Source organism: Sorangium sp. So ce128 (assembly GCF_051525245.1).
GTDB lineage: Bacteria > Myxococcota_A > Polyangia > Polyangiales > Polyangiaceae > Sorangium > Sorangium cellulosum_B.
Genome location: NZ_CP150313.1, coordinates 8,509,309 through 8,533,444 on the forward strand (window position 1 = coordinate 8,509,309; position 24,136 = coordinate 8,533,444).

General features: G+C 72.6%; 18 protein-coding genes. 11 read left to right on the plus strand and 7 right to left on the minus strand.

All coding sequences use genetic code 11. From position 1 onward, the window contains the following. Positions 1–372: 372 nt before the first annotated feature. Both WME82_RS32280 and WME82_RS32285 read right to left on the minus strand, forming a co-directional pair. A complete protein-coding gene (locus tag WME82_RS32280; RefSeq protein WP_438038436.1) occupies positions 373–2,781 on the minus strand; it encodes a tetratricopeptide repeat protein in 2,409 nt (802 codons plus the stop codon). A 26-nt stretch (positions 2,782–2,807) separates the two neighbouring features. After that, on the minus strand, positions 2,808–3,713 hold the full coding sequence (locus tag WME82_RS32285; RefSeq protein WP_438038437.1) for a hypothetical protein: 906 nt from the start codon (positions 3,711–3,713) through the stop codon (positions 2,808–2,810). Positions 3,714–4,244: 531 nt separating this feature from the next. Between WME82_RS32285 and WME82_RS32290 the strand changes: the two genes are divergently transcribed. Further along, positions 4,245–4,865: an RNA polymerase sigma factor gene (locus tag WME82_RS32290; protein ID WP_012238576.1), complete on the plus strand. Its 621-nt coding sequence runs from the start codon at positions 4,245–4,247 to the stop codon at positions 4,863–4,865. A 19-nt stretch (positions 4,866–4,884) separates the two neighbouring features. Further along, a complete protein-coding gene (locus tag WME82_RS32295) occupies positions 4,885–5,877 on the plus strand; it encodes a zf-HC2 domain-containing protein (protein WP_438038438.1) in 993 nt (330 codons plus the stop codon). An 88-nt stretch (positions 5,878–5,965) separates the two neighbouring features. Here the strand turns inward: WME82_RS32295 and WME82_RS32300 are convergent, their stop codons facing one another. Next, the gene (locus WME82_RS32300) at positions 5,966–6,466 is read right to left on the minus strand and encodes a PilZ domain-containing protein (RefSeq protein WP_437740331.1); all 501 of its coding nucleotides are present in this window, start codon (positions 6,464–6,466) and stop codon (positions 5,966–5,968) included. Positions 6,467–6,595: 129 nt separating this feature from the next. Next, complete coding sequence (locus WME82_RS32305) at positions 6,596–9,313, minus strand: glycosyltransferase family 39 protein (protein ID WP_438038439.1); 2,718 nt, start codon at positions 9,311–9,313, stop codon at positions 6,596–6,598. 681 nt (positions 9,314–9,994) lie between these two features. On the opposite strand from WME82_RS32305, the gene era reads away from it, so the two are divergent. Further along, positions 9,995–10,927: a GTPase Era gene (gene era / locus WME82_RS32310; protein ID WP_437543025.1), complete on the plus strand. Its 933-nt coding sequence runs from the start codon at positions 9,995–9,997 to the stop codon at positions 10,925–10,927. Continuing rightward, a complete protein-coding gene (gene der, locus WME82_RS32315) occupies positions 10,924–12,699 on the plus strand; it encodes a ribosome biogenesis GTPase Der (protein WP_438038440.1) in 1,776 nt (591 codons plus the stop codon). The genes era and der overlap by 4 nt, the downstream gene beginning before the upstream one ends. 84 nt (positions 12,700–12,783) lie before the next feature. On the opposite strand, the gene WME82_RS32320 is transcribed toward der, so the two are convergent. Both WME82_RS32320 and WME82_RS32325 read right to left on the minus strand, forming a co-directional pair. Then, positions 12,784–14,010, minus strand: coding sequence for an ArsA family ATPase (locus tag WME82_RS32320; RefSeq protein ID WP_438038441.1), 1,227 nt, complete (start codon positions 14,008–14,010; stop codon positions 12,784–12,786). A 192-nt stretch (positions 14,011–14,202) separates the two neighbouring features. Beyond that, complete coding sequence (locus tag WME82_RS32325; RefSeq protein WP_437740335.1) at positions 14,203–14,742, minus strand: hypothetical protein; 540 nt, start codon at positions 14,740–14,742, stop codon at positions 14,203–14,205. Between the two features lie 71 nt (positions 14,743–14,813). Between WME82_RS32325 and WME82_RS32330 the strand changes: the two genes are divergently transcribed. The 3 genes from WME82_RS32330 (at position 14,814) to WME82_RS32340 (ending at position 18,447) form a co-directional block, all read left to right on the plus strand. Then, positions 14,814–15,548 (plus strand): tyrosine-protein phosphatase, encoded by a 735-nt coding sequence (locus tag WME82_RS32330; RefSeq protein ID WP_437740336.1) that lies wholly within the window; start codon positions 14,814–14,816, stop codon positions 15,546–15,548. A gap of 73 nt (positions 15,549–15,621) precedes the next feature. After that, positions 15,622–16,236, plus strand: coding sequence for a TetR/AcrR family transcriptional regulator (locus WME82_RS32335; protein WP_438038442.1), 615 nt, complete (start codon positions 15,622–15,624; stop codon positions 16,234–16,236). A 90-nt stretch (positions 16,237–16,326) separates the two neighbouring features. Next, positions 16,327–18,447: an ATP-binding domain-containing protein gene (locus WME82_RS32340; protein ID WP_438038443.1), complete on the plus strand. Its 2,121-nt coding sequence runs from the start codon at positions 16,327–16,329 to the stop codon at positions 18,445–18,447. 16 nt (positions 18,448–18,463) lie between these two features. Here WME82_RS32340 and WME82_RS32345 read toward each other — a convergent pair whose 3' ends face one another. Further along, positions 18,464–19,777 (minus strand): serine/threonine-protein kinase, encoded by a 1,314-nt coding sequence (locus tag WME82_RS32345; protein ID WP_438038444.1) that lies wholly within the window; start codon positions 19,775–19,777, stop codon positions 18,464–18,466. A gap of 292 nt (positions 19,778–20,069) precedes the next feature. Between WME82_RS32345 and recA the strand changes: the two genes are divergently transcribed. From recA to WME82_RS32365, 4 genes are all read left to right on the plus strand, one after another. Beyond that, entirely contained in the window at positions 20,070–21,245 is a 1,176-nt protein-coding gene (recA, locus tag WME82_RS32350) for a recombinase RecA (protein ID WP_437740340.1), read from the plus strand. A 20-nt stretch (positions 21,246–21,265) separates the two neighbouring features. Next, the gene (locus WME82_RS32355) at positions 21,266–21,775 is read left to right on the plus strand and encodes a SixA phosphatase family protein (protein WP_437740341.1); all 510 of its coding nucleotides are present in this window, start codon (positions 21,266–21,268) and stop codon (positions 21,773–21,775) included. Between the two features lie 386 nt (positions 21,776–22,161). Next, on the plus strand, positions 22,162–22,932 hold the full coding sequence (locus WME82_RS32360; protein WP_437912105.1) for a hypothetical protein: 771 nt from the start codon (positions 22,162–22,164) through the stop codon (positions 22,930–22,932). A 176-nt stretch (positions 22,933–23,108) separates the two neighbouring features. Next, positions 23,109–24,080, plus strand: a complete 972-nt coding sequence (locus WME82_RS32365) for an HDIG domain-containing metalloprotein (protein ID WP_438038445.1) — start codon at positions 23,109–23,111, stop codon at positions 24,078–24,080. The last annotated feature ends 56 nt before the right edge of the window (positions 24,081–24,136 follow it).

Consider the following 24,136-nt stretch of genomic DNA (forward strand, 5'->3'; position numbering starts at 1 on the left):
AGGGTTGCACCGCTGGCGCAGCCGGCGCCGTGGCGCCAGGCGCAGCCGCGGTCGGCGCAGCCGTGGCGCCACCAGGCGCAGGCGTGGTCGGCGCAGCCGTGGCGCCACCAGGCGCAGGCGTGGTCGGCGCAGCCGCGGGAACGGCAGACGCCGCCGGCGCTGGCTGGCCACCCGGCTGAGAGAGCGCGAGCGGCGCGACCGCCAGCACCAGGGCAAGGCTGGCAAACCCGAGCGCGCCGCGCGGGCGACGGCGCCCCGTTCGCACAGCGCCGAGCGGCGCGCGCGCGACCGCCGGTCCGAGGATCTGCGCCCCTGCCCCTCTTCGCGGCGCGCCAGAGATCTGCGGCGCGCTCGCGCCACCACGCTCGTTGCTCACTTCTCGTCCTCCGGATCGCCGCTGTCGTCGAGGACCTCGTTGAGCTCCTCCTTGAGGACCCGATCCTCACGGGCGCGCTCGACCTGCAGGCTGCGAACGCGCGTCATCTGCTCCTCGCGGACCTCCCACGCCTCCTCGGTGATGCCGACGTCGGCGCGCAGGATGATGTTCTTCAGCCGGTCGCGGACGAGGCCGAAATTTCGCATCGCGACCTCGCCGACGACGAGGCGCGCCTCCCGGTCGAGCCCATCGAGCTGCACCGAGTAGTGAACGACGTTCGCCGTCTCCCGGCCGACGATCTGCCGGAGCCCCGAGGACTTCTGGGCGACCTCCCCCTCGATGTCGCGGAGCGCCGCCTCGACCCTCGCGTCCGCCGCGTCGCCGGCGCGGAGCACCGGCGTGATGCGCTGCGCGTACGCCGCGAGCTCCGCACCGCCGGCGCCCGCCGCGGCCAGCTCCACCTCGCGCGTCAACGCGTCGCGATGGGCCTTGCGCACCTGCGCGTCCTCGATGAAGCGCTGATCGCCGAAGCCGACCTGGACCCGGCCCGCGCTGACCTGCTTGCGGAGCACGTCGGCCTGCTGGCGGTAGAGCGCGAGGTCGCGCTCGTTCTGGGCGAGCTCGATCTCGAACCGGGCGATGCTCGCGGGATCCCGGACGACCCCGGCGTGCGGGCCATCGCGGAGAAGCCGCCTGAGGCCGTTGACCGTCGCCTGCAGCGAGTCCATCTGCAGCGTGAGCTGCTGCAGGCGCTGCGACTGGGTGTTCCACTGCTTGAGCGCCTGCGCCTCGCGATCCTGGAAGTCGGCGTCCGTGACGGGCACCCGCGCGAGGCGCTTCTCCAGCGCCCTACGCCTCGCGCGCGCGCCGCCGATCTCGCCCGAGAGCGAGTCGTCCTCCACGTCATCCATGCCCTGGCCGAGCGCGAGGCGCGCCAGCGCGACCCGGTTGAGCAGCGCGAGCGCCTTCTCCTCGCCGGCCTTGAGCTCCGGGAACGCGCGCACCCGGTTGGGCGAGCTGAGAACGGCGTTCAGCTTCTCGATGAGCTCGTTCGACTGCTTGATCAGCTCGCGGCAGTGGTTGATGTCGTCGATCACCGCGAACGCGGCCGGGCCGTCCTCGGCCTCGCGCGCCCACTGCACCGCCAGCGGCGGGAGCGAGGTGGTCGTGTCGAGCGCCTCGAGCTGCTCCTGGCTCAGCTTGTCGTAGTAGACCGCGGGATCGCTCGTCGAGCCGAGGAAGGCGTCCACGCGCGCGCGCATCGGGTCGTAGGTGGCGCGGACCCCCTCGTACACCTTCAGCGCCTTCTCGAAGCGGCCCGCGCGCAGCATCAGGTCGCCGCGGAGCAGCGAGCCGTCCGCGATGTTCTGGCTGTCCGGCTCGGCGATCGCGAGGATCTCGAGCGATCGCTGGGCGCGATCCACGTCGCCCAGGCGGACATACACCCACGCGAGCTCGTAGAGCATCGTCCCGAACTCGGGCGAGACGCGGTCGATGTGGCCGTAGGCCTGCACGGCCTGGGACCACTGGTCGGCCTCGTAGAAGAGCCGCCCGATCGCGAGCCACGCGAGGTCGATGACGCGCTGGTGCTCCGAGGTGTCGGCCGGCAGCTGCGTCACCTTCTGGAACAGATCGATCGCGGCGACGTAGCGGGTCTTGGGCACCGCCGGGGGCGCCTCGCCCTCCTTGAGCGGCTCGGGCGGGGGCGTCGCCTCCTTCACCGCGATCAGGCCGAGCAGGTATCTCGCCTGGTGGAAGTACTCGCTCTGCGGGTCGACCGCGCCGAGCGCGGCCTTCGCGCCGCCGAAGTCCTTCTTCACGTAGAGGCCCTTGCCGCGCGCGTACGCGAGGGCGCTCCCCGCCGTGGAGGCCGGGACGCTGTTCATCGACGCGAAGACGGCGTCGAGCGCGTCGTAATCCTTGATCCGGAGGCAGATGTCCACGAGCCGGCCGAGCGCCTTCGCCTGGTAGGTGGCGAAGCGCGGCTCGGCGCCGCTCGCGACGATCCGCTGGAAGACCCGGCGGGCGGAGAGGTACTGCTTCGAGCGGAAGTACGTCTCCCCGAGCAGCGTGAGCGCGTCCGGGAACGCCGTCGGATGGTCGGGGTACTTCTCGACCACCTGGTTCAGCACGTTCGCCGCCCGCTCGTAATCCCTGGAGCCCATCAGGAGCTGGGCATCCGCGATGCGCTGGGCCGGCGTGCGCTGCTCGCCGCGGGACTTGTGGATCGCCGCCTGGATGGCGCCCAGCCCGGAGGTGACGCTGCCGATCTGCTGAGAGGCGCTCGTGTAGGCGCGCTCAGCGTCCAGGGCCCACGCTTCGGCGGGGGCAGCGGTCGTCGCCGCGCCGAGCGCGAGCACGCCAAGCAAGGCAGGGAGTACCCGCGATCCGGTGTCCCAGGTCATGGTGGCTTGTCCTAACGAGCTCGAGCCTACTTCCCACCCGCGGCGGCGGACGGCTGCCCGGGAGCATCCGAGAGGCCGCTCACGATCTTCTCGACGAATCGGACGGCTGGCCGCTCTTCGAGCGGGGTCGTGACGCCGCCCTTCTCGAACGCGACCGCCTGAAGGTTGATGGTCTTGCCTTCGACCGCCGTGAAGGAATGGCTGGAGCGCACCTCGAAGCGGTAGCCCCGGAGGTAGGAGAACACCCCGTAGCCGTTGCCCTGCAGGTTCACGAGCACCTGGAGCGTGTGATCGCCCGGAGGAACGGAGCCGTTGAAGATCGGGATCTCGGCCTGCTCGGCAAGGGCGCCCGACTGATCGGTCTTGTTGTACTGGACGGCGCCATCCAGGACGATCAGCACGCGCGTGACGCGGAACGCGGACGACAGCTCGTTGTTGAACCGGATCGAGGCGCGCGAGCCGGCGCCGCCGCCGGAGAGGATCGTGTCGCTGAGGAGCGAGAGCCGCGTGTGGCTGCGGCGGATCTGCTCCTTGAGCTCGTCGATGCGTTGCTCCAGATCGCGCAGCCGCACCGCATAGGTCGGACCATCCATCGCCGGAGCGGCGGCCGCGCCCGCAGCCGGGGCACTCGTCGGAGCAGCAGGCGCCGCCGTCGCCGCCGTCGCGCCCGCAGCGGGGGCGACCGTCGCGGCAGGCGCCGCCGCCCCCGCAGCCGGCGCGACCGTCGCGGAAGCAGGCGCAGGAGCCGCTTGCGCTCCGTTGACAGGCGCGGGCGCTGCGGGGACAGCCGGCGCTGTGGAGGCCGCCGGCGCCACAGAGGCGGCGGGAGCAGCGGCCTTGCCCGTCGCGCCGCCCGGGGCCTGCGCGAAGGCGGGCATCGACATCAAGAACGAGGCTCCCACCCCCACTGCCAGCATCCTGATAAGTCGCATCGAAAGGTAACCTCGTGGTTGAACCCTCGTCGGCAGAGGGGGGCGACCTCACGCCCGGTGCCGGGGAGTCTAGTGGCGGCGGGCTTCCGAGCGCAACGACCTGGACACCTGCCTCCTCCTCCGGCGCTGGCTCCCGTCGCTCACGGCGCGAAGACAGCACAGCACGGCGGAGCCGAAATCGTGTGAGGGCCCTCCCGCGGCGGGCGCGGACCGCGTCCTCGGCCGGTCCGCAGGGCGCTGCCCCGAGAACGGCACGCGACCGCGGCCAGCTCCCGCCACCGGCGGCGCGCGTAGAGGTCAGCGCACGCCCGTCCCCCTGCCCTTCCCCGGCCGCGGGCGCGGCGGGCGAAGGGGGCTCGCTCGCTCGGGGGCGGATCCGCTAAGGTGCGCTTGTGTCAGGGGAAGGAGTGCTCCTCAGATCTTCGAGCCGCGCCGCGCGTCCGATCCGACGCCGCGGCCGCCGCCGCGAACACCCCGCCGCCCGGGCCGCCGAAGGAGCGCCGCAGAGGCTCGGCCGCTCCGGGAGCTAGGATGGTCCCGATTTCTCGAGAGGAGGTCACGGACGAAGCCCTGATGATGCGCTTCCAGGGCGGCGACCGCGCGGCGTTCGCCGGGCTCGTCCGGCGGCACAAAACGTCCATCTACAACTTCATCCTGCGACAGGTCCGCGGGCCTGCGATCGCCGAGGATCTGGTGCAGGATGTGTTCGTGAAGATCGTGCAGAGCGCCTCCGACTTCAAGCACGAGGCCAGGTTCACCACCTGGGCGTTCGCCATCGCGCGCAACGTCTGCATCGATCATCTGCGCAAGATGTCGCTCCGGCGCCACCCGTCGCTCGACCAGGGCTCCGGGGAGGGCGGCGACGGCCCGACGCTCGGCGAGCGGACCGCGGACCCGGCGCCCCAGGCCGCGGTGGACCGGGTCGCGATCGGGACCGAGATGGGGCAGCGCATCGTCCGCGCGGTCGAGGGTCTCCCGCACGAGCAGCGGGAGGTCTTCCTGCTCCGGGAGATCGGGCACGTGCCCTTCAAGGACATCGCCCACATCGTGGGGGTGCCCGAGAACACGGTGAAGAGCCGGATGCGCTACGCCCTGGAGCGGCTCCAGGAGGCCCTCTCGGAGTACGAGGATTACGCGAGGGCGCTGCGCTAGCGCTCCGGAAGAGCTGTCTATGGACTGCGAGAAGTTCGACCAGCACGTGATGGACGCGCTCTACGACGAGCTCGACGAGCTGACGTATGCGGCCATGAAGCGGCACATGGACGGCTGCGCCCGGTGCGCGTCGGCGTTCGCGGGGCTGCGCGCGGCCCGCGACGTCGGCGCCTTGCCGTTCGAGGAGCCGAGCGAGGAGCTCGAGGCGCGGATCCTCGACGCCGTCGAGGTCGCGCAGAAGAAGACGCCGTTCCGGCGCAAGGCGCTCCGCGCGCTGGCCTGGGCCGGCAGCCACGCGATGCGGCCGCAGCTGGCGATGGCGGCGCTGTTCGTGCTCGTCATCGGATCGAGCCTGCTGCTGCTGCGGCCGAAGACGGGCGTGGCGCCGGTGCGGGTCACCGAGTGGGGCCAGCCCGCGTCGTCGGACCAGCACGAGGCGCCCCGCGCCGCCGCGCCTACCCCGACGGCCGTCGCGATGGAGGAAGGCGACGGCCGGCGCTCGGCCGAAGCCAAGGCGAACGAGGCGCCCAGGGCGGAGGCGGCGAAGGAGAAGAGCGCGCGTGCGTCCGCGTCCCCGGACGACGGCGCGAGCGCCGCGTTGCACGAGGCGCAAGCGCTGCAACGCAAGTCGGGCTGCGCGGCCGCCGTCGGCAAGCTCGACGAGGTCGGTGCGCAGTACCCGGGCACGCCGTCCGCGCACGCCGCGATGTGGGAGGCGGCCCGGTGCTACCAGGCCTCCGGGGACACAGCGAAGGCGCGCGAGCTGCTGCTCGCGCTGCGCTCCGCGAAGGGCTATGGCGACCGCGCCGAGCAGCAGCTCGCGAACCTCGAGGCGAACGCCGCCGGCGCGCAGGCGCAGAACTCGGCGCCGGCGGCCGCCGCCCCCGCCGCTGCCGCGCGGCGCGCTGCGCCCAAGGCGGCGATGCCCGCGGCGCCGCCGCGCGACGCCGCGGAGCAAGGTGCAGCGGGCCCCTCGCAGGCGGCGCCCGCCGACGCCGCGACGTCCCGCTGACGGATTGCGGGCGCCGGCGCGGCCCGCGCTTCGGCCGTCCCCGGCGCCGCGCCTCGACCTCACCGCGCGCGCCGCGGCGGCGCCAGCGTCAATTCGATCTCACCGGCGCATCGCGGATGTAGGCGATCGTCCTGATCGTGCCGACGATGCGCTCGCGATCGTCCGGCGTGAGATCGGCGAAGCGGATCCCCATGCCCGGGTTCGGGTTGTCGTGGAGGGGGCGCACCTCGTTGATCCACTGCACCGTCCCCTCGAGCACGTACGAGCCGTCGGCCCCCGGCGGCGAGAAGCGGAGCGTGAGCCGCGTGCCGATCGAGAGAGGCTGCGTCGTGCGGACGAAGATGCCCATCTCCGAGATGTTGGTGATGGACGCGTAGAGGAACGTGTCGTCGGCCTCGCAGTCCACGAGCCAGGTGACGTCGAGGCGCTCGGACGAGCGTCGGTCGAGCGAATCCGGGGCGGGGACCTCGTGCTCGGCGTCCTCGCCGGGGCGATGCGCGTCGCCGTAGGCGCCGGCTTGCGCGCAGGACGGCGGCGTATCGCCCGGCGTGTCGGGCGGATGGTTCGAGTCCCCACGACCCCCGGTCATGAGTCTGCGACTAGCCGCTTTCCGCACGCGCGTCGAGGGCGCTCGACGCGGAGGAGCACGCGTGCGTCGCCGGGCCGCGCAAGACGAGCCGCGCAGCGCGGCATGCGTCGGGAAGCCCACGAGGGCAGCTCACCGCACGCGGATGACGCCGCCGCGGATGCGGTCCTCGTGTTCCGGCCCGCGCGTCACCTGAAAGCGCGTCTCACCGGCGAAGAGGCCGAAGTAGAGCGTATAGTCGCCCGGGGTGAAGTTGGGCTCGAGCTGGAGCTCGTGGTCGTCCACGACGACGTCGCCCGGCTGCCACAGGCTCAGCGGGTAGCGCCCCTCGAGCACGGGATGGTCGCCGTTGTATCGACGCTGGAACCCGTCGATGTGAACGAACATCTTCCAGTTGCCGGTGATCGGCCGGTGGACCCGGAAGTAAGTTCGCAGGTGGTAGCTCTTCTGAGGGACGACGCTCGAGACCTTCTGGCCGTCGCCGTCCGTGAGCTCCCAGCCGAGCACCTCCAGCTGATCCTCGAGCATCGCGTCGAGCGGGTTCTCGGGAGCGGCGGGCTCGTCGAGGACGACACGGCCGAGCCAGCTCTCGTTCGGCCTGCCCCCGAGCTCGTTCGACGCAAGGAGGATCTGGCTGGAGCGGCCGTCGAGGACGGGCAGGTTGCGCCGGTAGCGCTTGCGAAAAAGGCTGTTCAACCGGGGCAGATCGTCGGACTTCACGACGAGCCAGCGGCGAGCGGCGGGATCGACCGGAGCGGCGGCGCCGTCCGCCGAGCTCCCCGCGGTGAGCCAGTCGAACGCCTCCAGGACATCGGTGAACGAGGTGACCTCGCCGCCCTGGTAATAGGCCGCCGTACGGCTCCGGACGCCGAGCGTCGCGAGCGGCTCGCCGGGCTTGCGAAGGGACTCGTAGGACGCGAAGACCTCCTTCGGCGAGAGCTGGGCCGCGAGCGCCGGATAGTACCAGAAGCTCAGCGCGAAGCCGGCGACGAGGCCGGCGAGCGGCGTGCCGACGGCGCGCGGGAGGGAGGCGCGCGCGACGACGTGGCGGAACGCGTCGCGCGCCACGAGGAGCAGCACGGGGCTCGCCGCCATCAGCATGGGCAGCGCCCACCAGGCGTTCATCCCGTACGCGGCGAGGTGGTTCGGCATCCTCGCCACGGTGCCCCACCCGATGCGCTTGCCGACGAAGAGCATCGCGCCGACGCCGATGAGCGCCGCCTCGATGACGATCAGCAGGAAGAGCAGGTTGCCGTTCCAGATGCGAGCGAGCTCCGCGGCGCCGGCGTGCACCTCGTCGAGGACGCGCCGCGCCCACGCCCTGAAGCTGCGATCGAGCTCGCGGGGCTGCTCTTCGAACCAGGTGAGCGCGACGAGGCCGGCGAACGCGAGCAGGACGAAGCGCATCGCCGAGGCCGCTTCGCCCTCGAAGCTCTTCGGGAAGACGGGCTTGTCGACCGAGAAGACGCTGAGCGCCCTGTCCGGTGAGGTGACGAGATCGCGGTAGAGCACGAAGGCGAGCACGGCGCAGCCGACGGCGAGCGCTCGCGAGGAGGGGGCGCCGCGCTCGAGATCGCGGATGGCGAGCGCGGCGATGGCGGCGAGGAGCGCGGGGCCGCTGAACGGGAGCGCCCCGGCGTGCGGCGCGAGGACCGCGAAGGCGCCGTAGGCGAGCGCAGACGTGACGATCAGGGCGATCCGGACGCCGGCCTCGCGATCGAGGAGAGGGGCGACGACCTCGCCCGCTCGGTCCGCGGCGGGGGCTCGGAAGAGCCGGCCGACGGCGAACGGCAGGAAGGCGCTCCACGGAAAGAGGGCGTGGCCGAGCTGGCGCAGCGTGAGATCGAACGTGGACTCGACAGGCGGCTTCTTGAGGAGCGCCACGCCGAGGGCGCGGGGGAGCGGCTCGCCGGCGCTCGAGCTCGCGAGCACGAGGGCGCCCTGCGCCGCCGCGGCGACGCCGAGCACCAGCGCGGCGGCGCCCACGAGGTCGCCCAGCGTGGGCCCCCGGCCTTCCGGCGCGGGCCAGGCGCCGGACGTCCGGAGCAGGAGCCAGGTCAGGCCGGCGCCGAGCGCGGGGACGGCGACCCCGATCAGCAGGCCGCGGCTGAGGTATCCGGCGACGACGCCGAGGATCCCCACGGCGAGCCACGCGGCCGACGCGAGCAGGGCGCCGCGCTGCGCCCCTCGCCCGCCCTCGAGCAGCGCGCCGGTCAGCCCGCAGAACGCCATCGTGAGCGCGGCCATCGTGACGATGTCGCCGAGCAGGGTGCGCGCCTGCATCACGTAGAGCGGCATCGTCACGAGCACCGCGACGCCGTACAGGCCGGCCCTTCGATCGACGAGGCGCGCGAGGAACTCGTAGAGCACGAGCGCGCCGGCGAGCCCCCACAGCGCGAGCGGGAGGCGCCCGGCCCAGTCGTGCAGACCGAACACGCGGAAGCCGAGCGCCATGGAGGTGAACCCGAGCTCGCCCATGCCGAGATCGGTCAGGGTCGGCAGCTGCCCGGGAGCGTCGGGGAGATCCACGCCGCGCGCGCCGAAGACGTGGATGGCGATCCGACGCGCCAGGTCGGCACGGTCGAGCTCGTAGGGGTCCCAGATGCCGCTCTTGCCGACGAGGGGCAGCAGCGCGAGGGCCGCGAGCGCGAGGGCCGCGAGCCTCGCGAGGCCGGCGCGCCCGCTCCCGGCGGCCGCGCGGTCGCGGTCGATGGCCGGCACGTCGCCGATCTCAGCCGAGCGCGCCTCGAGAGGGGGCACCTCGGCGCGGGGCGGGGCTCCGCTCGCGTGCGGGTCGGGGGCGGCGGGCGGGGCTCCGCGCTGTGGGTCCCCTCGGTGGACGCTCGACATGCAGGGCATCCCCTTACCGCCTTCGCGCGCGCGTGACCACGGATCGTGGGGAAGCGTTTGTAGCCCCCCTGGGCGTCTGCTATCGCGCGCGGCGTGGTGAAAGCCCGTCCCCAGAGCGCGCCCCAGGGCGCGAAAGCGCGCCCGCAGGCGCCGAAGCCCGCCTCGGCTTCCCGCGGCCCCCGTCCTGCCCAGAAAGAAAGCCGAGGCAGCCGCCGAGGAGCGCAATCCAGCGAAGCCCCCCGGGCGAGCGACGCGGCGATCCCGCGAGGTCGCCCTCCCCGGCGCGAAAATCAGGCGCACGCCGACGACAGATCGCGACGCGCGAGCGAGCAAGGCGGCGCGACGCGCGCTGCCGAGCCGGGCAAGGAGAAGGAGCGACGGGCCGGCGCGACGCGCGCTGCCGAGCCGGGCAAGGAGAAGGAGCGGCGGGCCGGCGCGACGCGCGCTGCCGGGCGGGGCGAGGGGGAGAAGACGGCGAAGCAGAAGGGCTCCGCGGCGCGCTCCTCCGGCGCGGCCCGCGGCCGGGCAGGGCGCGGGCCCCGCGCGGGAAGCGGCGCGGAGGGTCGACCACTCCCGGACGGGAGGCCCGCCAGCCGAGGCGCCGCGCAGCAGCGCAGGAAGGCGGCCGAGCCGAGGCGGACGGAGGAGACCGACGCCTCGCTGCCGAAAAGATCCGGGCGGGTGGCGCTGGTCGGGCGCCCCAACGTGGGCAAATCGACGCTGCTGAACGCGGCGCTCGGCCATCCGCTCGCGATCGTCTCGCCGACGCCGCAGACGACGCGCGACGCGATCCTCGGGGTCGTGCACCACGGCCCGGCGGAGATCGCGCTGCTCGACACGCCCGGCCTGCACCGGCCGCGCACGGAGCTCGGGCGCGTGATGAACCAGGCGGCGCGCGAGGCGGCGCGGGGAGCCGACGTGATCGTGTTCGTGACCGAAGCGCCGGATCCCGCGCGCCTGCCGCGGCGCGTGAAGGAGGGGGAGGACGGCCCGCCGCTCGCGCCGCACCCGAGCGATCTGACGTTGCTCGCGGACCTGGGGAGCGAGGCGCCGGTGGTGTTCGTGCTCAACAAGGTCGACCGGATGCGGGACAAGGCGCTGCTCTTGCCGCTCCTCGACGCGTTCGCCAAGCTCCGGGAGTTCGCGGCGATCGTCCCCATCTCGGCGCTGCGCGAGGACGGCGTCCAGCGCGTGCTCGACGAGGTGGCGAAGCTCTGTCCCGAGGGGGACTGGGGCTTCGCGCCCGATGAGCTCACCGACAGGCCGACGCGCTTCTTCGCCGCCGAGTACGTGCGCGAGCAGATCCTGCGCGCGACGAAGGCCGAGGTGCCCCACGCGAGCGCCGTGCAGATCGAGCGCTACGTCGAGCCGACAGGCGAGGGCGCGCTGCACATCGACGCGACCATCCACGTGGAGCGGCCCGGGCAGAAGAAAATCCTGATCGGCGCCGGCGCGGAGCAGCTGAAGCGCATCGGCACGGAGGCTCGGCTCCGGATAGAGGAGCTCGTCGGCCGGCAGGTGAACCTCAAGCTCTGGGTCCGGGTGACGCCGGAGTGGCGTGAGTCGCGGGAGCGGCTGGACGAGCTCGGTTACAACAAGGGAGAGACCTCGTGAGTGCGGCAAAGCCAGCCCTTTCCAGATCGAACAAACGCAGCCAGGGAGCCGCCGGAGGCGGGCGGACGGCGAAGAAGGGCGACGCCCCCGAGAAGAAGAGGGGCGGCGTCGCTCCCAGGAAGGGCGCTGCCGCCTCCGGGAAGGGCGCTGCCGCTCACGGAAAGAGCGCGGCGGCCCCCGGCAAGGGCGCTGCTGCTCGCGGAAAGAGCGCGGCGGCCCCCGGCAAGGGCGCTGCTGCTCGCGGAAAGAGCCCGGCGGCGCCCGCCAAGAGCGCCGCCGGATCGAAGAGGGGCAGCAGATCAGGCCCGAGCAAGGCCCGTGCGCTCGCCGAGCCGATCGGCCACGAGGCGGCGCAGGACAGGGAGGAGCTCACGGCGGACCTGGCCGAGGAGGCCATCGCGGCCGCCGAGGACGCCGCGGCCGATGCGCCTGCGCCGCCCCCGTCGGCCGGGATCGTGGCGCTGGTCGGGCGGCCCAACACCGGCAAGAGCACGCTGTTCAACCGGCTGATCGGCAAGCGCGTCGCGATCGTGCACGACGAGCCCGGGGTGACCCGCGATCGCCACTACGGCGACGTCACCTCGCGGGGACGGCGCTTCACGCTCGTCGACACGGGCGGGTTCGACCCCGAGAGCGATGATCCCATGCGGCAGGGGATCAAGCGGCAGATCGACCTCGCCATCGCCGAGGCCGACGTCATCGTGTGCGTGCTCGACGCCGTGACGCCGGTCACGCCGTCCGAGCACGCCGAGCTCGGCCTGCTGCGCCGCGCGGGCAAGCCCGTGATCTACGTCGCCAACAAGGCGGACTCGCCGCGGGCCGAGGCGGAGGCGGCGGAGCTGTACCGCCTCGGGATGGATCGGCTCATCCCGATCAGCGCCCTCCATGGCCGCGGCATCTCGGATCTGGAGATGGCCATCGAGGCGGCGCTCCCCGAGGAGCCCCCGGCGCCCGAGGAGTCGGCCGAGGGGGCGCTCCGCATCGCCATCATCGGGCGGCCCAACGCGGGGAAGTCGTCGCTCGTCAACCGCATCGCGGGCGAGGAGCGCATGCTGGTCGACGCGCAGCCGGGCACGACGCGCGATCCGATCGACACGCTGGCCGAGCGCGACGGGAAGCGGTTCTTGCTCATCGACACGGCCGGCATCCGGCGCAAGGCGAAGGTGACGAAGGAGGACAGCGCCGTCGAGGCGGTCAGCGTGATCCACGCGATCCGCGCCATGGAGCGGGCGGAGGTCGTGCTCCTGCTCTGCGACGCGGCCGAGGGCGTGGCCGAGCAGGACGCGAAGATCCTCGGCCTCGCGGTCGATCGCGGATGCGGCGTCGTGATCGGCCTCAACAAGATCGATCTCCTCGATCGCAAGGCGCTCGCGAAGGCGGAGCAGGACGCCCGCGACAAGCTCTCGTTCGTGCCGTGGGCGCCGATCGCGCACGTGAGCGCGCGCAGCGGGCGCGGCGTGGCGAAGCTCATCGAGAGCGTGGCCCAGGTGGCCGACGCCTACAGGAAGCGCGTGCCCACCGGGGAGCTCAACCGCTTCTTCGAGCAGATCCTGCTCACGCACCCGCCGCCGACGCACGGCGGGCGCGCGCCCCGCCTGTTCTTCGTCACGCAAGCCGAGACGTCGCCGCCGCTGTTCGTCGTCGTCGCGAGCGATCCCGACAAACTCCACTTCAGCTACCGACGCTACGTGGCGAACCAGCTCCGGCAGGCGTTCGGGCTGGAGGGCGTGCCGGTCCGTGTAAAGTACAAGGAGCGCAGGCGGCGGGGGTAGGCCGGGGGCAGCCCAGCTGCCTCCTCACAGACCGTTCCGAGTTACCCCAGGGCAGCCAGAAGGACCGACGAGCTGCCCCTGTGGCTACCCAGCCGCCCCGGGCAGCGGCGCCAGCACGTCGGCGATCCTCGCGAGGCCGGCCACGTCGTGGATGTCGTACGGGAACGCCGGGACGTCGACGCGGACGCTGCCGGCGCTCTGCTCGTCTTCGAGCGCCGCCTCGAGGGCGATCAGGTTCAGCTGATCGAGCTTGCCCATGCGGCTCTCGTCCTTGGCGGCCTGAAGCAGGCGCGCCGCGGCGCCGGAGGCGAGCCCAAGGCCGCTCCCGTCGAGCGCGGCGGCGATCTGGCCGACGCCGGGGAGCGCGCCGTACACCGGGTGGACGCGGTTCACGACGAACGCGTCGCGATGCATCTGCTGCTCGCGCAGGCGATCGGCGAAGTACAGCACCTCGCGCACGCAGAGCGGATCGGGCGTCGTGACGAGCACGTAGGCCACGTCGGGGCCGCGGAGCGCCGACGCAACCGCGTCCGCCCGCTGCTTCCAGCCGCCGAAGACCGCGTTCATCTCGCTGATGAACGCCGCGATCTGCTCGAGGAAGCCGCTGCCGGTCAGCTTGCCGATGCCCCGCAGCACCGCGGCGGTCGAGCGCGCCAGCAGGTTGAGCGAGAGCTTGCCGGAGCTCTGGAAGGCCTGCACGAACCACCGCGTCGCCGCGCCGTCGATGGCGCCGACGAGGCGCTCCGGCGCGTCGAGGAAATCCAGCGCGTTCGCCGTGGGCGGCGTGTCGAGCAGGACGAGGTCGTAGCTCGGGTCGCTCCTGACGGCGTAGAGCTTCTCCATCGCCATGTACTCCTGCGTGCCCGCGAGCGACGTGGAGATGTACTTGTAGAGGACGTTGCCGAGGATCCGGTCGCGCTGCTCGGGCGTGGGGGCGAGCGACGCGACGAGGCCGTCGAAGGTCGACTTCGTGTCGAGCATCATGACCGTCATCGAGCCGGGCACGTCGACCCCCGCCCTGGCGAAGCGGGCGGGCTCGATCGTCTGCGCCTCCGTCGTCATCTCCTCGAGCCCGAGGCTCTGGGATAGCCGGCGCGCCGGATCGATCGTCAGGCAAAGGACGCGCTTGCCGCGGCGGGCAGCGGCCAGGCCGAGCGCTGCAGTCGTTGTCGTCTTGCCGACGCCGCCGCAGCCGACGCAGAGGATCACCCTGCGGGAGGCGAGCAACGGGGCCAGACCGGCGTGGTCTGCCTGAAGGGACGCGTCGGCGGCGGGCGGGCTGTTCCGAGGGGGTGCGAGCGAGCCGGGCATTGCGCGCGACCTGAGGCCGCGGCCCCTTGTAGCACGAACCGGGGGGGCGCGAGCGCCCGGCCTGCGGCGTCGCGAGCGCCCAGCTGCGTCACGACGCCGCCCAGCCTGTGGCGCAGCGACCGCTCAGCCTGCGGCGCAGCGACCGCTCAGCCTGTGGCGCAGCGACCGCTCAGCCTGCGGCGGCGCGGCCGCTCAGGCGGCGCGGAGGATGCGCAAGCACCCCGCAGCGGCCCGGGCAATGGAGGCGCCACGCTCCGCCGTGCCGCCACGGCCGCAGAGCAGCACCTCGCCGCCTGACACCGAGAGGCTCTGGACCTCGACGTCGGCGGTGAGCGTGGCGATGCGCGAGCCGACCGCCGCGCTCTGCACGGCGTCCGGGTTGGCGAGGAGCGGGGCGTAGGCGGCGAGCTCCTCACACGCCGGCCACGCGCCCGCCCCGGCGACGAGGCAGCCGCTGTCGTCCACGAGGACCACGACGTCCAGGTTCGCCTCGGCGCGGGTCGTCGAGAGCTGGTAGTGCAGCGCGGTGACGGGATCGTCGCTGCGGCGGCGCCGCCGCTCGGAGGTGGGGATCCCCTCATCCAGGGCCGGTGTGCCCTGATCGACCGAGGGCGCGCCGGGATCGACCGGGCGCTCTGCGCGGCCTCCCGGCCTGCCGCCGCGCTGGCCGCCAGCGCAGCCGTCCGACGCGAGCTGAGGCACAAGCTGCTGGTTCGATAACGAGAGCGACACGAACACCTCCTCGACGCGAAGGATGGTCGCAGCGCACGCGGGCGGCCAACTTTGCTAAGTTCGGAGCGACGATGCGCGGCTTCATCGATCTGCACTCCCACTGGGTCGCGGGCGTCGACGACGGCGCCCGCACCGTCGAGGAGAGCCTCGCCCTCCTCACCGCGCTCCGCGGCGCCGGGTTCGACACCGTCGTGGCGACGCCGCACATGCGCCCCGGGATGTTCGACAACACCCGGCAGGGCCTCCAGGCCGCCTACGACGCGACCTGCGCCGCGCTGCGGGCCGCGGCCGGCGCGCGCGACCTGCCGGCGCTCGATCTCTCGTCGGAGCACTTCTTCGACGACATCGTCTTCCAGCGCCTCCTCGACGGCAGCGCCCTCCCCTTCCCGGGCGGCCGCGCCGCGCTCGTCGAGTTCCCGACCCGGAGCTTCCCCGCCCGGGCCGCGGAGCGGATCTTCGATCTCAGCCGCCGCAAGCTCCGCCCCGTCATCGCCCACCCGGAGCGCTACGAGCCCGTCTTCGACGACATCTCCTCGCTCGATCCGCTGCTCGACGCGGGCGCGGTGCTCCTCCTCGACGTCGCGGCGCTCACCGGCAAGTACGGGCGCACCCCCCGCCGGGCCGCCGAGCAGCTGCTCGAGGCCGGCTACTACTACGCCGCGTGCAGCGACGCCCACGCCGCAAAGGACGTCCCCGACGTGCGCGACGGCATCAAGGCCCTCTTCGCCAGGGTCGGCGAGGAGGAGGCGAGCTTCATGCTCATCAACGGCCCGCGCGCGATCCTCGAAGGCACCGTCGACCCCTGAGGCCGTGATCCGCCCGCTCGCTTGACGGGCCGCCGTCCATCGCTATAAGCGAACGACGCGTTCATTATTCGCCATGGCGCAGTACCTCAAAGACGACGTCCAGGAGAGCATCACCTCCGCCGCGCTGACGATCTTCGCGCGGAAGGGGTACGAGAGCGCGACCATGGCCGAGATCGCCCGGGCGGCCGGCGTCTCGACGGGCAACATCTACCGGTACTTCGCGAACAAGGACGCGCTCTTCTACAGGCTCGTCGACGACGGCTTCGCCCGCGCCTTCACGATCCTGCTGCGCCGCCGCGTGAAGGCGCTCGACGGCGTGGAGGACGTCCGGGCGCTCCCGCCGACGGCCGCCTACCACCTGATCTCCGAGGAGCTCCTCCGCTTCTGCATCGAGAACAGGCTGCGCGTCGTGATCCTCCTGGGGCGCGCCGGCGGCTCCAGGTACGAGCGGTTCTCCGAGGAGACCGTCGAACGCCTCATCGCGCTGGCGATCGAGCACTTCCGCGCCCTCGACCCATGCCGCTCGGTGACCGAGGTGATGCGGTTCAACCTGGACCAGATTTACCAGGGCCTCGTCAGGGCGATGGTGAACGCCCTCGCCCGCTTCGAGGACGAGGACGCCATCCGAGAAGCGGTCCACGGTTACTCGAAATACCACCTTGCCGGACTCAGGAGCTTCTTCGTGTAATCTTCGCTTCGCCTCGCCTCAAAAGTGAACGAACCATTCACCCATCGAGCTCGACCCCTCGCGGAGGCGAGGGGCGCAAGGAGGCCCATCATGCTGGAGAGCACGCTTGATCTGCCCGTCGAGGCGCGCGCCGTCCTCGAGGAAGAGGCCACGCTCCTCGAGCGCGTGCGCGCCGCGCTGGACAGGGCGCAGGAGCGCGCCGCGCGCGTCGGCGGGCGCGCGCCGCGCGAGCTCAGGTCCGTCGCGGCGCTCCGGGAGCTCCGCGACGAGGCCGCCGCGGCCTCGGACGACGATCTGCCGGCGGTGCTCCTCGAGATGAGCGTGCGGCAGCGCCTCATCGAGCAGGAGCCCAGGGAGGCGCTGCCCGACCCGCTCTGCCCGTACCTCGCCCACCTCCGGGTCGACGAGGGCAAAGGGGCGAAGGACTACCTGCTCGGCCACGCGACGTTCCTGGATCCGTCGGCCGACGTGCGCATCCTCGACTGGCGCGTCGCGCCGGTGGCGCAGATCTTCTACCGGTACCGCGAGGGCGACGAGTACGAGGAGGCCTTCCCGGGGCGCGTGGCCGAGGGCGTGGTGAAGGCGCGCCGCATCGTCGTCGTGGAGCGCGGCGCCCTCACCCGGATCGTGGGCGACGGCCTCGTCCTGACGCGGCGAGGCGACGGGCGATGGACCCTCGCGGAGCGCGCGGCGCTCGCCATGCAGCCGGGCGGCGCGGGCACGGCCGCCCGCCCCGGGAGCCTCGGCGTCGGCGCCGGCGCCCCGGACCACGCGAAGGCCGCGGACGTCACCGCCCTGCTCGACGCCGACCAGTACGCCGCCGTGTGCGCGCCTCCCGAGCAGCCGCTCCTCGTGCTCGGCAGCGCCGGGAGCGGAAAGACGACCGTGGCGCTGCACCGCCTCGCCCGGATCGCCGCGCTCGATCCGGCGCGTTGCCCGCTCTCGGCCATGAACGTCGTCGTCCCCGAGGAGGGCCTCGCGCGGCTGTCGCGCCGCCTGCTCTCGCCGCTCGGCGCGGGGGAAGCCCAGGTGAAGACGCTCGACGCCTGGTCGTCGGCGACCGCGCGCGAGGTCTTCGGCAAGCCGATCGCCCTGTGCGACGATCCCCCGGCGCTCGTCTCCAGCCTGAAGCGCCACCCGGCGCTCTACCGTGCGCTGCGCGAGCGGTTCGCCAGGCTCGCCCCGGCGAACACGACGCTCCCGCGGCTGCGCCGCCGCCTCGCCGACGTCTTCACGGATCGAGGGTTCCTCGAGGGCGTCGTCGCCGCCTCGGGCGGGGACCTCCCCAGGAGCGCCGTCGAGGAGACCGTCCGGCACACCCTGCTGCAGATCGCCGAGCCCCTCGACCGGCAGCTCGCCTCGATCACCGTGGCCTCGATGAAGCGGGCGCTCGACGGCCGCGCCATCGCGGAAGGGACGCCGGACGAGCTCGCGGGGACGCTCGACGTCGACGATCTGCTGATCCTGCTCTTCCTTCGCGCCGCTCGCCGCGGCCTGGACGGGGCGGGGTGGTCGCACCTCGTGCTCGACGAGGCCGAGGACTTCTCGCTGTTCGAGCTGTTCGTCCTGGGGAAGCTCCTTGGCGAGACGCGCAGCGTCACGCTCGCCGGCGACGAGGCGCAGCAGACCTCCTCGAGCTTCGCCGGGTGGGACGCGGCGCGAGCGGCGCTCGGCGTGGGCGACGCGGCGACCTGCCGCCTCGCGGTGTCGTACCGGTGCCCGCAGCCGGTGGCGGAGCTCGCGCGGCGGCTCCTCGGCGAGCTCGCGCCCGAGACGCCCGCGCGCGCGGCCCGGGACGGCGCGCCGGTCGGGCTCTTCCGCTTCCCGAGCGAGGCGCAGGCGTACCTGTTCCTCGCCGGCGCGCTCCGCGATCTCGTCGGGCGGGAGCCCCGCGCCTCGGTGGCCGTCATCGCGCGGGACCCAGGCGCCGCGCGGGAGCTCCACGCGCTGATCGAGGAGCTGCCGGAGGCGAGGCTCGTGCTGGAGGGAGCGTTCTCGTTCGAGCCGGGCATCGACGTCACCGACGTGGACAGCGCGAAGGGGCTCGAGTTCGACTACGTCGTCGTGCCCGACGCGACCGCGGCGGCGTACCCGATGAACCACGAGGCCCGCCGGCGGCTCCACGTCGCTGTGACGCGGACGTCGCACCAGCTCTGGCTCATCTCCGGAGCGGCGTGGTCGCCGCTGCTCGGCGACGTGGGGGCGAGCTGACGGTCGCCGCGGCGCCCTATGGGCGCGGCCCGGCCGGCGCGGAGACGGCGGCGGGAGGGAGCGGGCTGTCCCTCACCGCCGCGGTCCCGGCGAGCGCGACCCCGAGGACGGCGGCCCCGAACACCAGCAGCGCCTGCAACCAGCGCCGCGGGGCGGGCGGAGGCTCCACCTCGTCGTCGGCCGAGCGGTCCCCGGGATCGAGCGACTCGAGCGCGGCGCGCAGCTGCTGCGTGCGGAGGTGGGACGCGTCGCCCAGGATCTGTCCGAGCCAGCTGGCGACGAGCGCGTCGTTGCCCGGGTTCGCGGCGCCCGGGATCGCCTCCTCGAGCGCGCGCATGAGCTTCGCGGCCGTCGCCGTGCGCGCGGTGGGCGACTTGGCGAGCGCCTCGGAGACGAGGCGATCGAGCGCAGGCGGGATCGGCTCGGGCGGAGGCGGCGCGCTCAGGCGCTCCGCGAACCCGCGCCGGGACGGGACCGCCCGCGACGACAGCGGCGCGGCAGGCCGCTCGCTCGCGATGTGGGTCATCGTGCTCTCGCTGTCGTCGGCCTGGAAGGGATGAGCGCCCGACAGGAGCTCGTAGAGGAGCACCCCGACCCCGAAGAGATCGGACCGCCGATCGCACGGCTGCCCCCGGATGTGCTCCGGCGCCATGTACGGCGCGCTGCTCCGGAACAGGAACGCGCCCCCCTCGCCGCCCGCCGCGCCCGCCGCGCCCACCGATAAAGCGCGCCCGCCGTCGCCGCGCAGCGCCTGCGGCCGTCGCTCGGACATCCGCCCTTCCTCGAGCTTCGCGATGCCGAAATCGACCATGCGGACGAGCCCCTCGGACGTGATGAGGACGTTGTCCGGAGAGACGTCGTAGTGGAGGAGCTCCCGGGGGTTGCCGCCCTCGTCTCGCAGCTCGTGCGCGGCGTCGAGGGCCGCGCAGATCTGGTAGGCGAGCCTCGCCGCGACGAGCACCGGCGCCGGGCGCCTGCGCGCGGCGCGCAGCACCGACGAGAGCGGCTCCCCGCTCACCCACTCCATGACGTAGAAGAACGTGCCGTCCGTCTCGCCCAGATCCACGACGGGCACCACGTTCGGGTGCCTGATGCGCGCGGCCAGCGCGGCTTCGTCGAGGAATGTCCGCACGGCGTCGGGATCGGGCGAGAGCTCCGGGCGAAGCACCTTGATCGCGAAGAGCCGCTGAAACCCGTGCTCCCGCCTCAGCCGCGCCGCCCAGACCTCGCCCACATCGCCTGCGGCCACCCGCAGGACGAGTTCGTACCGGCCCAGGGAAAACCCCGGGAAAAAGCGCCCCCCGCCCCCCACGCGGAAGATGTGGCCCACAGTTGAAGAGCCCGCCAGTGCTCCCGGTGTACGACGATCACGATTGTTGCCCTGGTTGTGAGACTCGACCTCAACCAGGAACCGCTTCCGACCGCGACATCACCGCCCTCCGGAGCGCCTGCCGGGCCAGCCCGCTGCTCGGACGTTTTCGGTCCTATCCGGGATGCGGGGGTCTTGCTTCCTGAACAACCGGACAGTAAAGCTGCCGGAAACTGTTGCCCTGCGCGTCGTGGGTCCACCTCCGCGGTCCCCCGCCGTCGCCCCCCTCCTATCGCTCCCTCCCGAGGTACTCATGAGTGACGAGAAGAACACCAAGCAGAAGTCTGCCGCCCTCGAGCTCGCGATCGCCAGCGTCGAGAAGGAGTACGGCAAGGGGGCGATCATGCGCCTCAAGGACGGGCAGACGCTGCACGACGAGGTCGCGGCCGTGGCGACCGGCTCGCTCGGCCTGGACATCGCTCTCGGCATCGGCGGCTACCCGCGCGGCCGCATCGTCGAGGTCTACGGACCGGAGTCGAGCGGCAAGACGACCCTCACCCTCCACGCCATCGCGGCCGTCCAGCGGGCGGGCGGGACGGCGGCGTTCATCGACGCCGAGCACGCCCTCGACGTGAACTACGCCAAGAAGCTCGGCGTGAAGACCGACGAGCTGCTCATCTCCCAGCCCGACTACGGCGAGCAGGCGCTCGAGATCGCCGACATGCTGGTCCGCTCGAACGCCGTTGACATCATCGTCGTCGACTCGGTCGCCGCGCTCGTCCCCAAGGCCGAGATCGAGGGCGACATGGGCGACAGCCACGTCGGCCTCCAGGCCCGGCTGATGAGCCAGGCGCTCCGCAAGCTGACCGGCACGACCTCGCGCTCGCAGTGCCTGCTGATGTTCATCAACCAGATCCGGATGAAGATCGGCGTCATGTTCGGCAGCCCCGAGACGACGAGCGGCGGCAACGCCCTCAAGTTCTACGCCTCGGTCCGGCTCGACATCCGCCGCATCGGCGCCATCAAGGAGGCCGCCGCGGGCGGCAAGGAGCCGGCGGTCGTCGGCAACCGGACCCGCGTCAAGGTCGTGAAGAACAAGATGGCTCCTCCGTTCCGCGAGGTGGAGTTCGACATCCTGTACGGCCAGGGCATCAGCCACAGCGGCGACGTCATCGACCTCGCGACCGAGGCGAGCATCATCGAGAAGAGCGGCTCGTGGTTCTCGTTCCAGGGCGAGCGCATCGGTCAGGGCCGGGAGAACGCCCGCACCTACCTCGAGCAGCACCCGGCGGTGCTCGACAAGATCGAGTCGATGGTCCTCGCGAAGCACGGCATCTCGCGCATCGGCGGGGCCGCCCCGACGAACGGCGCCGCGAGCCCCGGCCCGAAGGGCGGAGCCGCGGCCGAGGCCCCCGCGCAGGCGAAGGGTCGCGGCGAGGCAGCCTCATCCGGCCAGGACGCCCGCCGTCCCCCGGGCAAGACGAACTGACGCCGGCTGCCATCGACGCCATGCACCTCTACGTGATGCGGCACGGCCCGGCGGAGGAGCGGGCGACCAGCGGGCGCGACGCGGACCGGAGGCTCACCCCCGAGGGCCGCGAGCGCGTGGCGCGGGTCTCGCTCGAGCTCCACCGCCTCCGGGGCGGCGCCCCGCTGCCGCTGGTGCTCGCGAGCCCCCTCGCGCGCGCGAGAGAGACCGCCGAGATCGCGGCGCCGATCTGCGGCGCGCCGGAGGTCGAGCTCCGGGACGAGCTCGCGCTCGACGCCGGGCTCCCGAGTTCGCTGGTCGCCGCGCTCGCCCGAGGCGGCGCCGACGCGCTGCTCGTCGGGCACCAGCCGAACGTGGAGCACCTCGTCCGTACGCTCGTCGACACGCCCGGCCGAGGCGCGACAGCGCTGCTCCCCGCCGGCTTCTGTACTGCCCTGGTCGTCGCCCTCGAGCCGGAGCCTTCCCAGCGCGCGCAGGGCCGCTGGCGCATGACGCAGATCCTCGATCCCCGGGCGCTCGCCTCGCGATGAGCGAGGCGCTGCGTGCGCGCCGTGTCATGGCGGGAGAGAGAGCAGGAGCAGAAGACGCGCGTCCGAGGCGGAAGGCGGCCCGACCGGCGCAGGCGCTCGTGGCCTTCACTACAAGCACATGAATTTGCAGAGGAAATCCAGATCACCGGCGAGCGGCGGCCGGGGCGCCCTCCCTCTCCCTCCGGAGGGTCCGGCCACCCGCTTACATAGTCACAAATCCGAATGATTTCGATGTTCTCGGCCGCTCGCTTGACAAGGATCCCACCCGAGAATACGCCCAAATAAGGAGGATTGAGATGGCGGGACAGATGGCCTTCCCCTTCGCTCAACCCCCTCCAGGCCGTCTGTCGCGCAGCGGTGGGAAGGGCGCGGCGCGTACTTCCCTGATGCCGCGTGTCTCCCGGGCGGTCGTCCGGGTGCCGGACCCCCGTCATCATCCGATCGACATCGATCTGCCGCCGGGCCAGCCGCACATCTACGTGCACGAGGGGGCGCGCCAGGCGCTCATCCGGCGGCTGGAGCTGGCCCAGAAGCGCCCGGTCCTCCTCTCGGTGACCGACAACTACCGGCAGATGATCTCCTCCTCGCTCCGGGAGGGCATCCTGCAGGCGCGCGTCCACCACATGTTCCTGGACGCGCCGGCGCTCGTCCAGGAGGCGCTCGTCCGGTACGTGGTGACCCAGGACCGGGCCGCCTCGCTCGTCGTCGGCCAGTACATCGACGAGAACGGCCACCGCATCCGGGCGAGCCGGCCGGTGAGCTCGCCGCTCTCGACGCAGGGGCGGACGCACGACCTGCTGATCCTGTTCCAGAAGCTGAACCACGCGTACTTCGGCGGCGGGGTCGACGCGCTGATCACCTGGGGCAAGCGGACCAAGGCGCGGAAGCCGCGGCGCACCATCAAGCTCGGGAGCTACTCGGCGGTCGAGCGGCTGATCCGCATCCACCCGGTGCTCGACCGGCCCTGGGTCCCCCGCTACTTCATCTGTTACGTCATCTACCACGAGATGATCCACCACGTGATGCCGGCGAGCCACGGCAACGGGCGCCGGATGCTCCATCCGCCCCAGTTCCTCGCCCGCGAGCGGCTCTTCCGCGACTACGAGCGGGCCCTCGCCTGGGAGACGGACCACGTGGGGCGGCTCCTCCGCACCTGACGCATCCATCGCCTGCGGACGCACGTCATCCGGCGGCGTCGAGCGACGAACGCGACGAACGCGACGAACCATTGCGCGAAGGTGCGGCTGGCTCTAAACCGGCGAACCCCCGTTCGGGCCGCGCCAGCCGGCGCCCCGTGGGCGACCCCGTAACCTCGAAAGTGTGGAAGGCCAGCGTGCAGGAGATTCTCACCCAGGAAGCGAGCCCGAAGCGGGCGATGGAGGCCCTCGAGTGGGCCGTCCAGCGAGCAGAGAAGGCGGAGGTCGAGCAGCCCGAAGCGGGCGCCGAGCCACGCGCCTCGTCCAGGGTGATCTCCGGGCGGCCCGCCGACTTCAAGGCCGCGGCCGCCTCCTACCTGCCCGACGTCCGCAAGCTGCTCGACCGGGTCATGATGAGCGACGACGCCGAGGCCGGGCTCGACGCCCTGCTCGAGTCGGGCGCCCTCGCCGCGATGCTGCCCGAGGTCGAGGCGATGGTGGGCTTCGGCGACGGGGAGTGGCGCCACAAGGACGTCTGGAAGCACACGAAGCAGGTGGTACGTCAGGCCGTCCCGCGGCTCGAGGTCCGCTGGGCGGCCCTGCTCCACGACATCGGCAAGACGAGGACGCGCTCCATCTCGCCGACGGGCGAGGTCCACTTCTTCGGTCACGCCGAGGTCGGCGCGCGGATGTTCGACAAGATCGACCGGCGGCTGCCGCTCTTCACGAAGGAGGATGCGCTGAAGAACAGCATCCGCTTCCTGATCCTGCACCACCTCCGGGCGAGCCAGTACGACGCGTCGTGGACCGACAGCGCGGTGCGCCGGTTCGCCAAGGAGATGGGCGGCTGCCTGAAGGACGTGCTCGACCTGTCGCGGGCGGACATCACCACGAAGCGGCCCGAGAAGAAGCGGAAGGGGCTGAAGCAGATCAGCGAGCTCGCCGAGCGGGTGCTCCAGGTCCAGGCGGAGGACGCGGTGGTGCCGCCGCTGCCGAGCGGTATCGGCGACGCCCTCATGCATGCGTTCGGGCTGCCGCCGTCGCGGCGGATCGGCGAGATCAAGCGCGCGCTGGAGGAGGCGGTCGAGTCGGGCGAGGTGGCGTCGCATCAAGAGGCGGACGTCTACATCGCGTTCCTCCGGGAGCACGCGGGGCGATTCGGGATCTGACGGCGTAACGCGGAGGGCCCGGAAGGGGGTGCCGGCTGCCCGGCCCCCATGAAATC

Coding starts and splice junctions, on each gene's coding strand:
- WME82_RS32280 (WP_438038436.1), bottom strand. CDS start 2,781: ATGACCTGGGACACCGGATCGCGGGTACTCCCTGCCTTGCTTGGCGTG.
- WME82_RS32285 (WP_438038437.1), bottom strand. CDS start 3,713: ATGCGACTTATCAGGATGCTGGCAGTGGGGGTGGGAGCCTCGTTCTTG.
- WME82_RS32290 (WP_012238576.1), top strand. CDS start 4,245: ATGGTCCCGATTTCTCGAGAGGAGGTCACGGACGAAGCCCTGATGATG.
- WME82_RS32295 (WP_438038438.1), top strand. CDS start 4,885: ATGGACTGCGAGAAGTTCGACCAGCACGTGATGGACGCGCTCTACGAC.
- WME82_RS32300 (WP_437740331.1), bottom strand. CDS start 6,466: ATGACCGGGGGTCGTGGGGACTCGAACCATCCGCCCGACACGCCGGGC.
- WME82_RS32305 (WP_438038439.1), bottom strand. CDS start 9,313: ATGTCGAGCGTCCACCGAGGGGACCCACAGCGCGGAGCCCCGCCCGCC.
- WME82_RS32320 (WP_438038441.1), bottom strand. CDS start 14,010: ATGCCCGGCTCGCTCGCACCCCCTCGGAACAGCCCGCCCGCCGCCGAC.
- WME82_RS32330 (WP_437740336.1), top strand. CDS start 14,814: ATGCGCGGCTTCATCGATCTGCACTCCCACTGGGTCGCGGGCGTCGAC.
- WME82_RS32335 (WP_438038442.1), top strand. CDS start 15,622: ATGGCGCAGTACCTCAAAGACGACGTCCAGGAGAGCATCACCTCCGCC.
- WME82_RS32340 (WP_438038443.1), top strand. CDS start 16,327: ATGCTGGAGAGCACGCTTGATCTGCCCGTCGAGGCGCGCGCCGTCCTC.
- recA (WP_437740340.1), top strand. CDS start 20,070: ATGAGTGACGAGAAGAACACCAAGCAGAAGTCTGCCGCCCTCGAGCTC.
- WME82_RS32355 (WP_437740341.1), top strand. CDS start 21,266: ATGCACCTCTACGTGATGCGGCACGGCCCGGCGGAGGAGCGGGCGACC.
- WME82_RS32360 (WP_437912105.1), top strand. CDS start 22,162: ATGCCGCGTGTCTCCCGGGCGGTCGTCCGGGTGCCGGACCCCCGTCAT.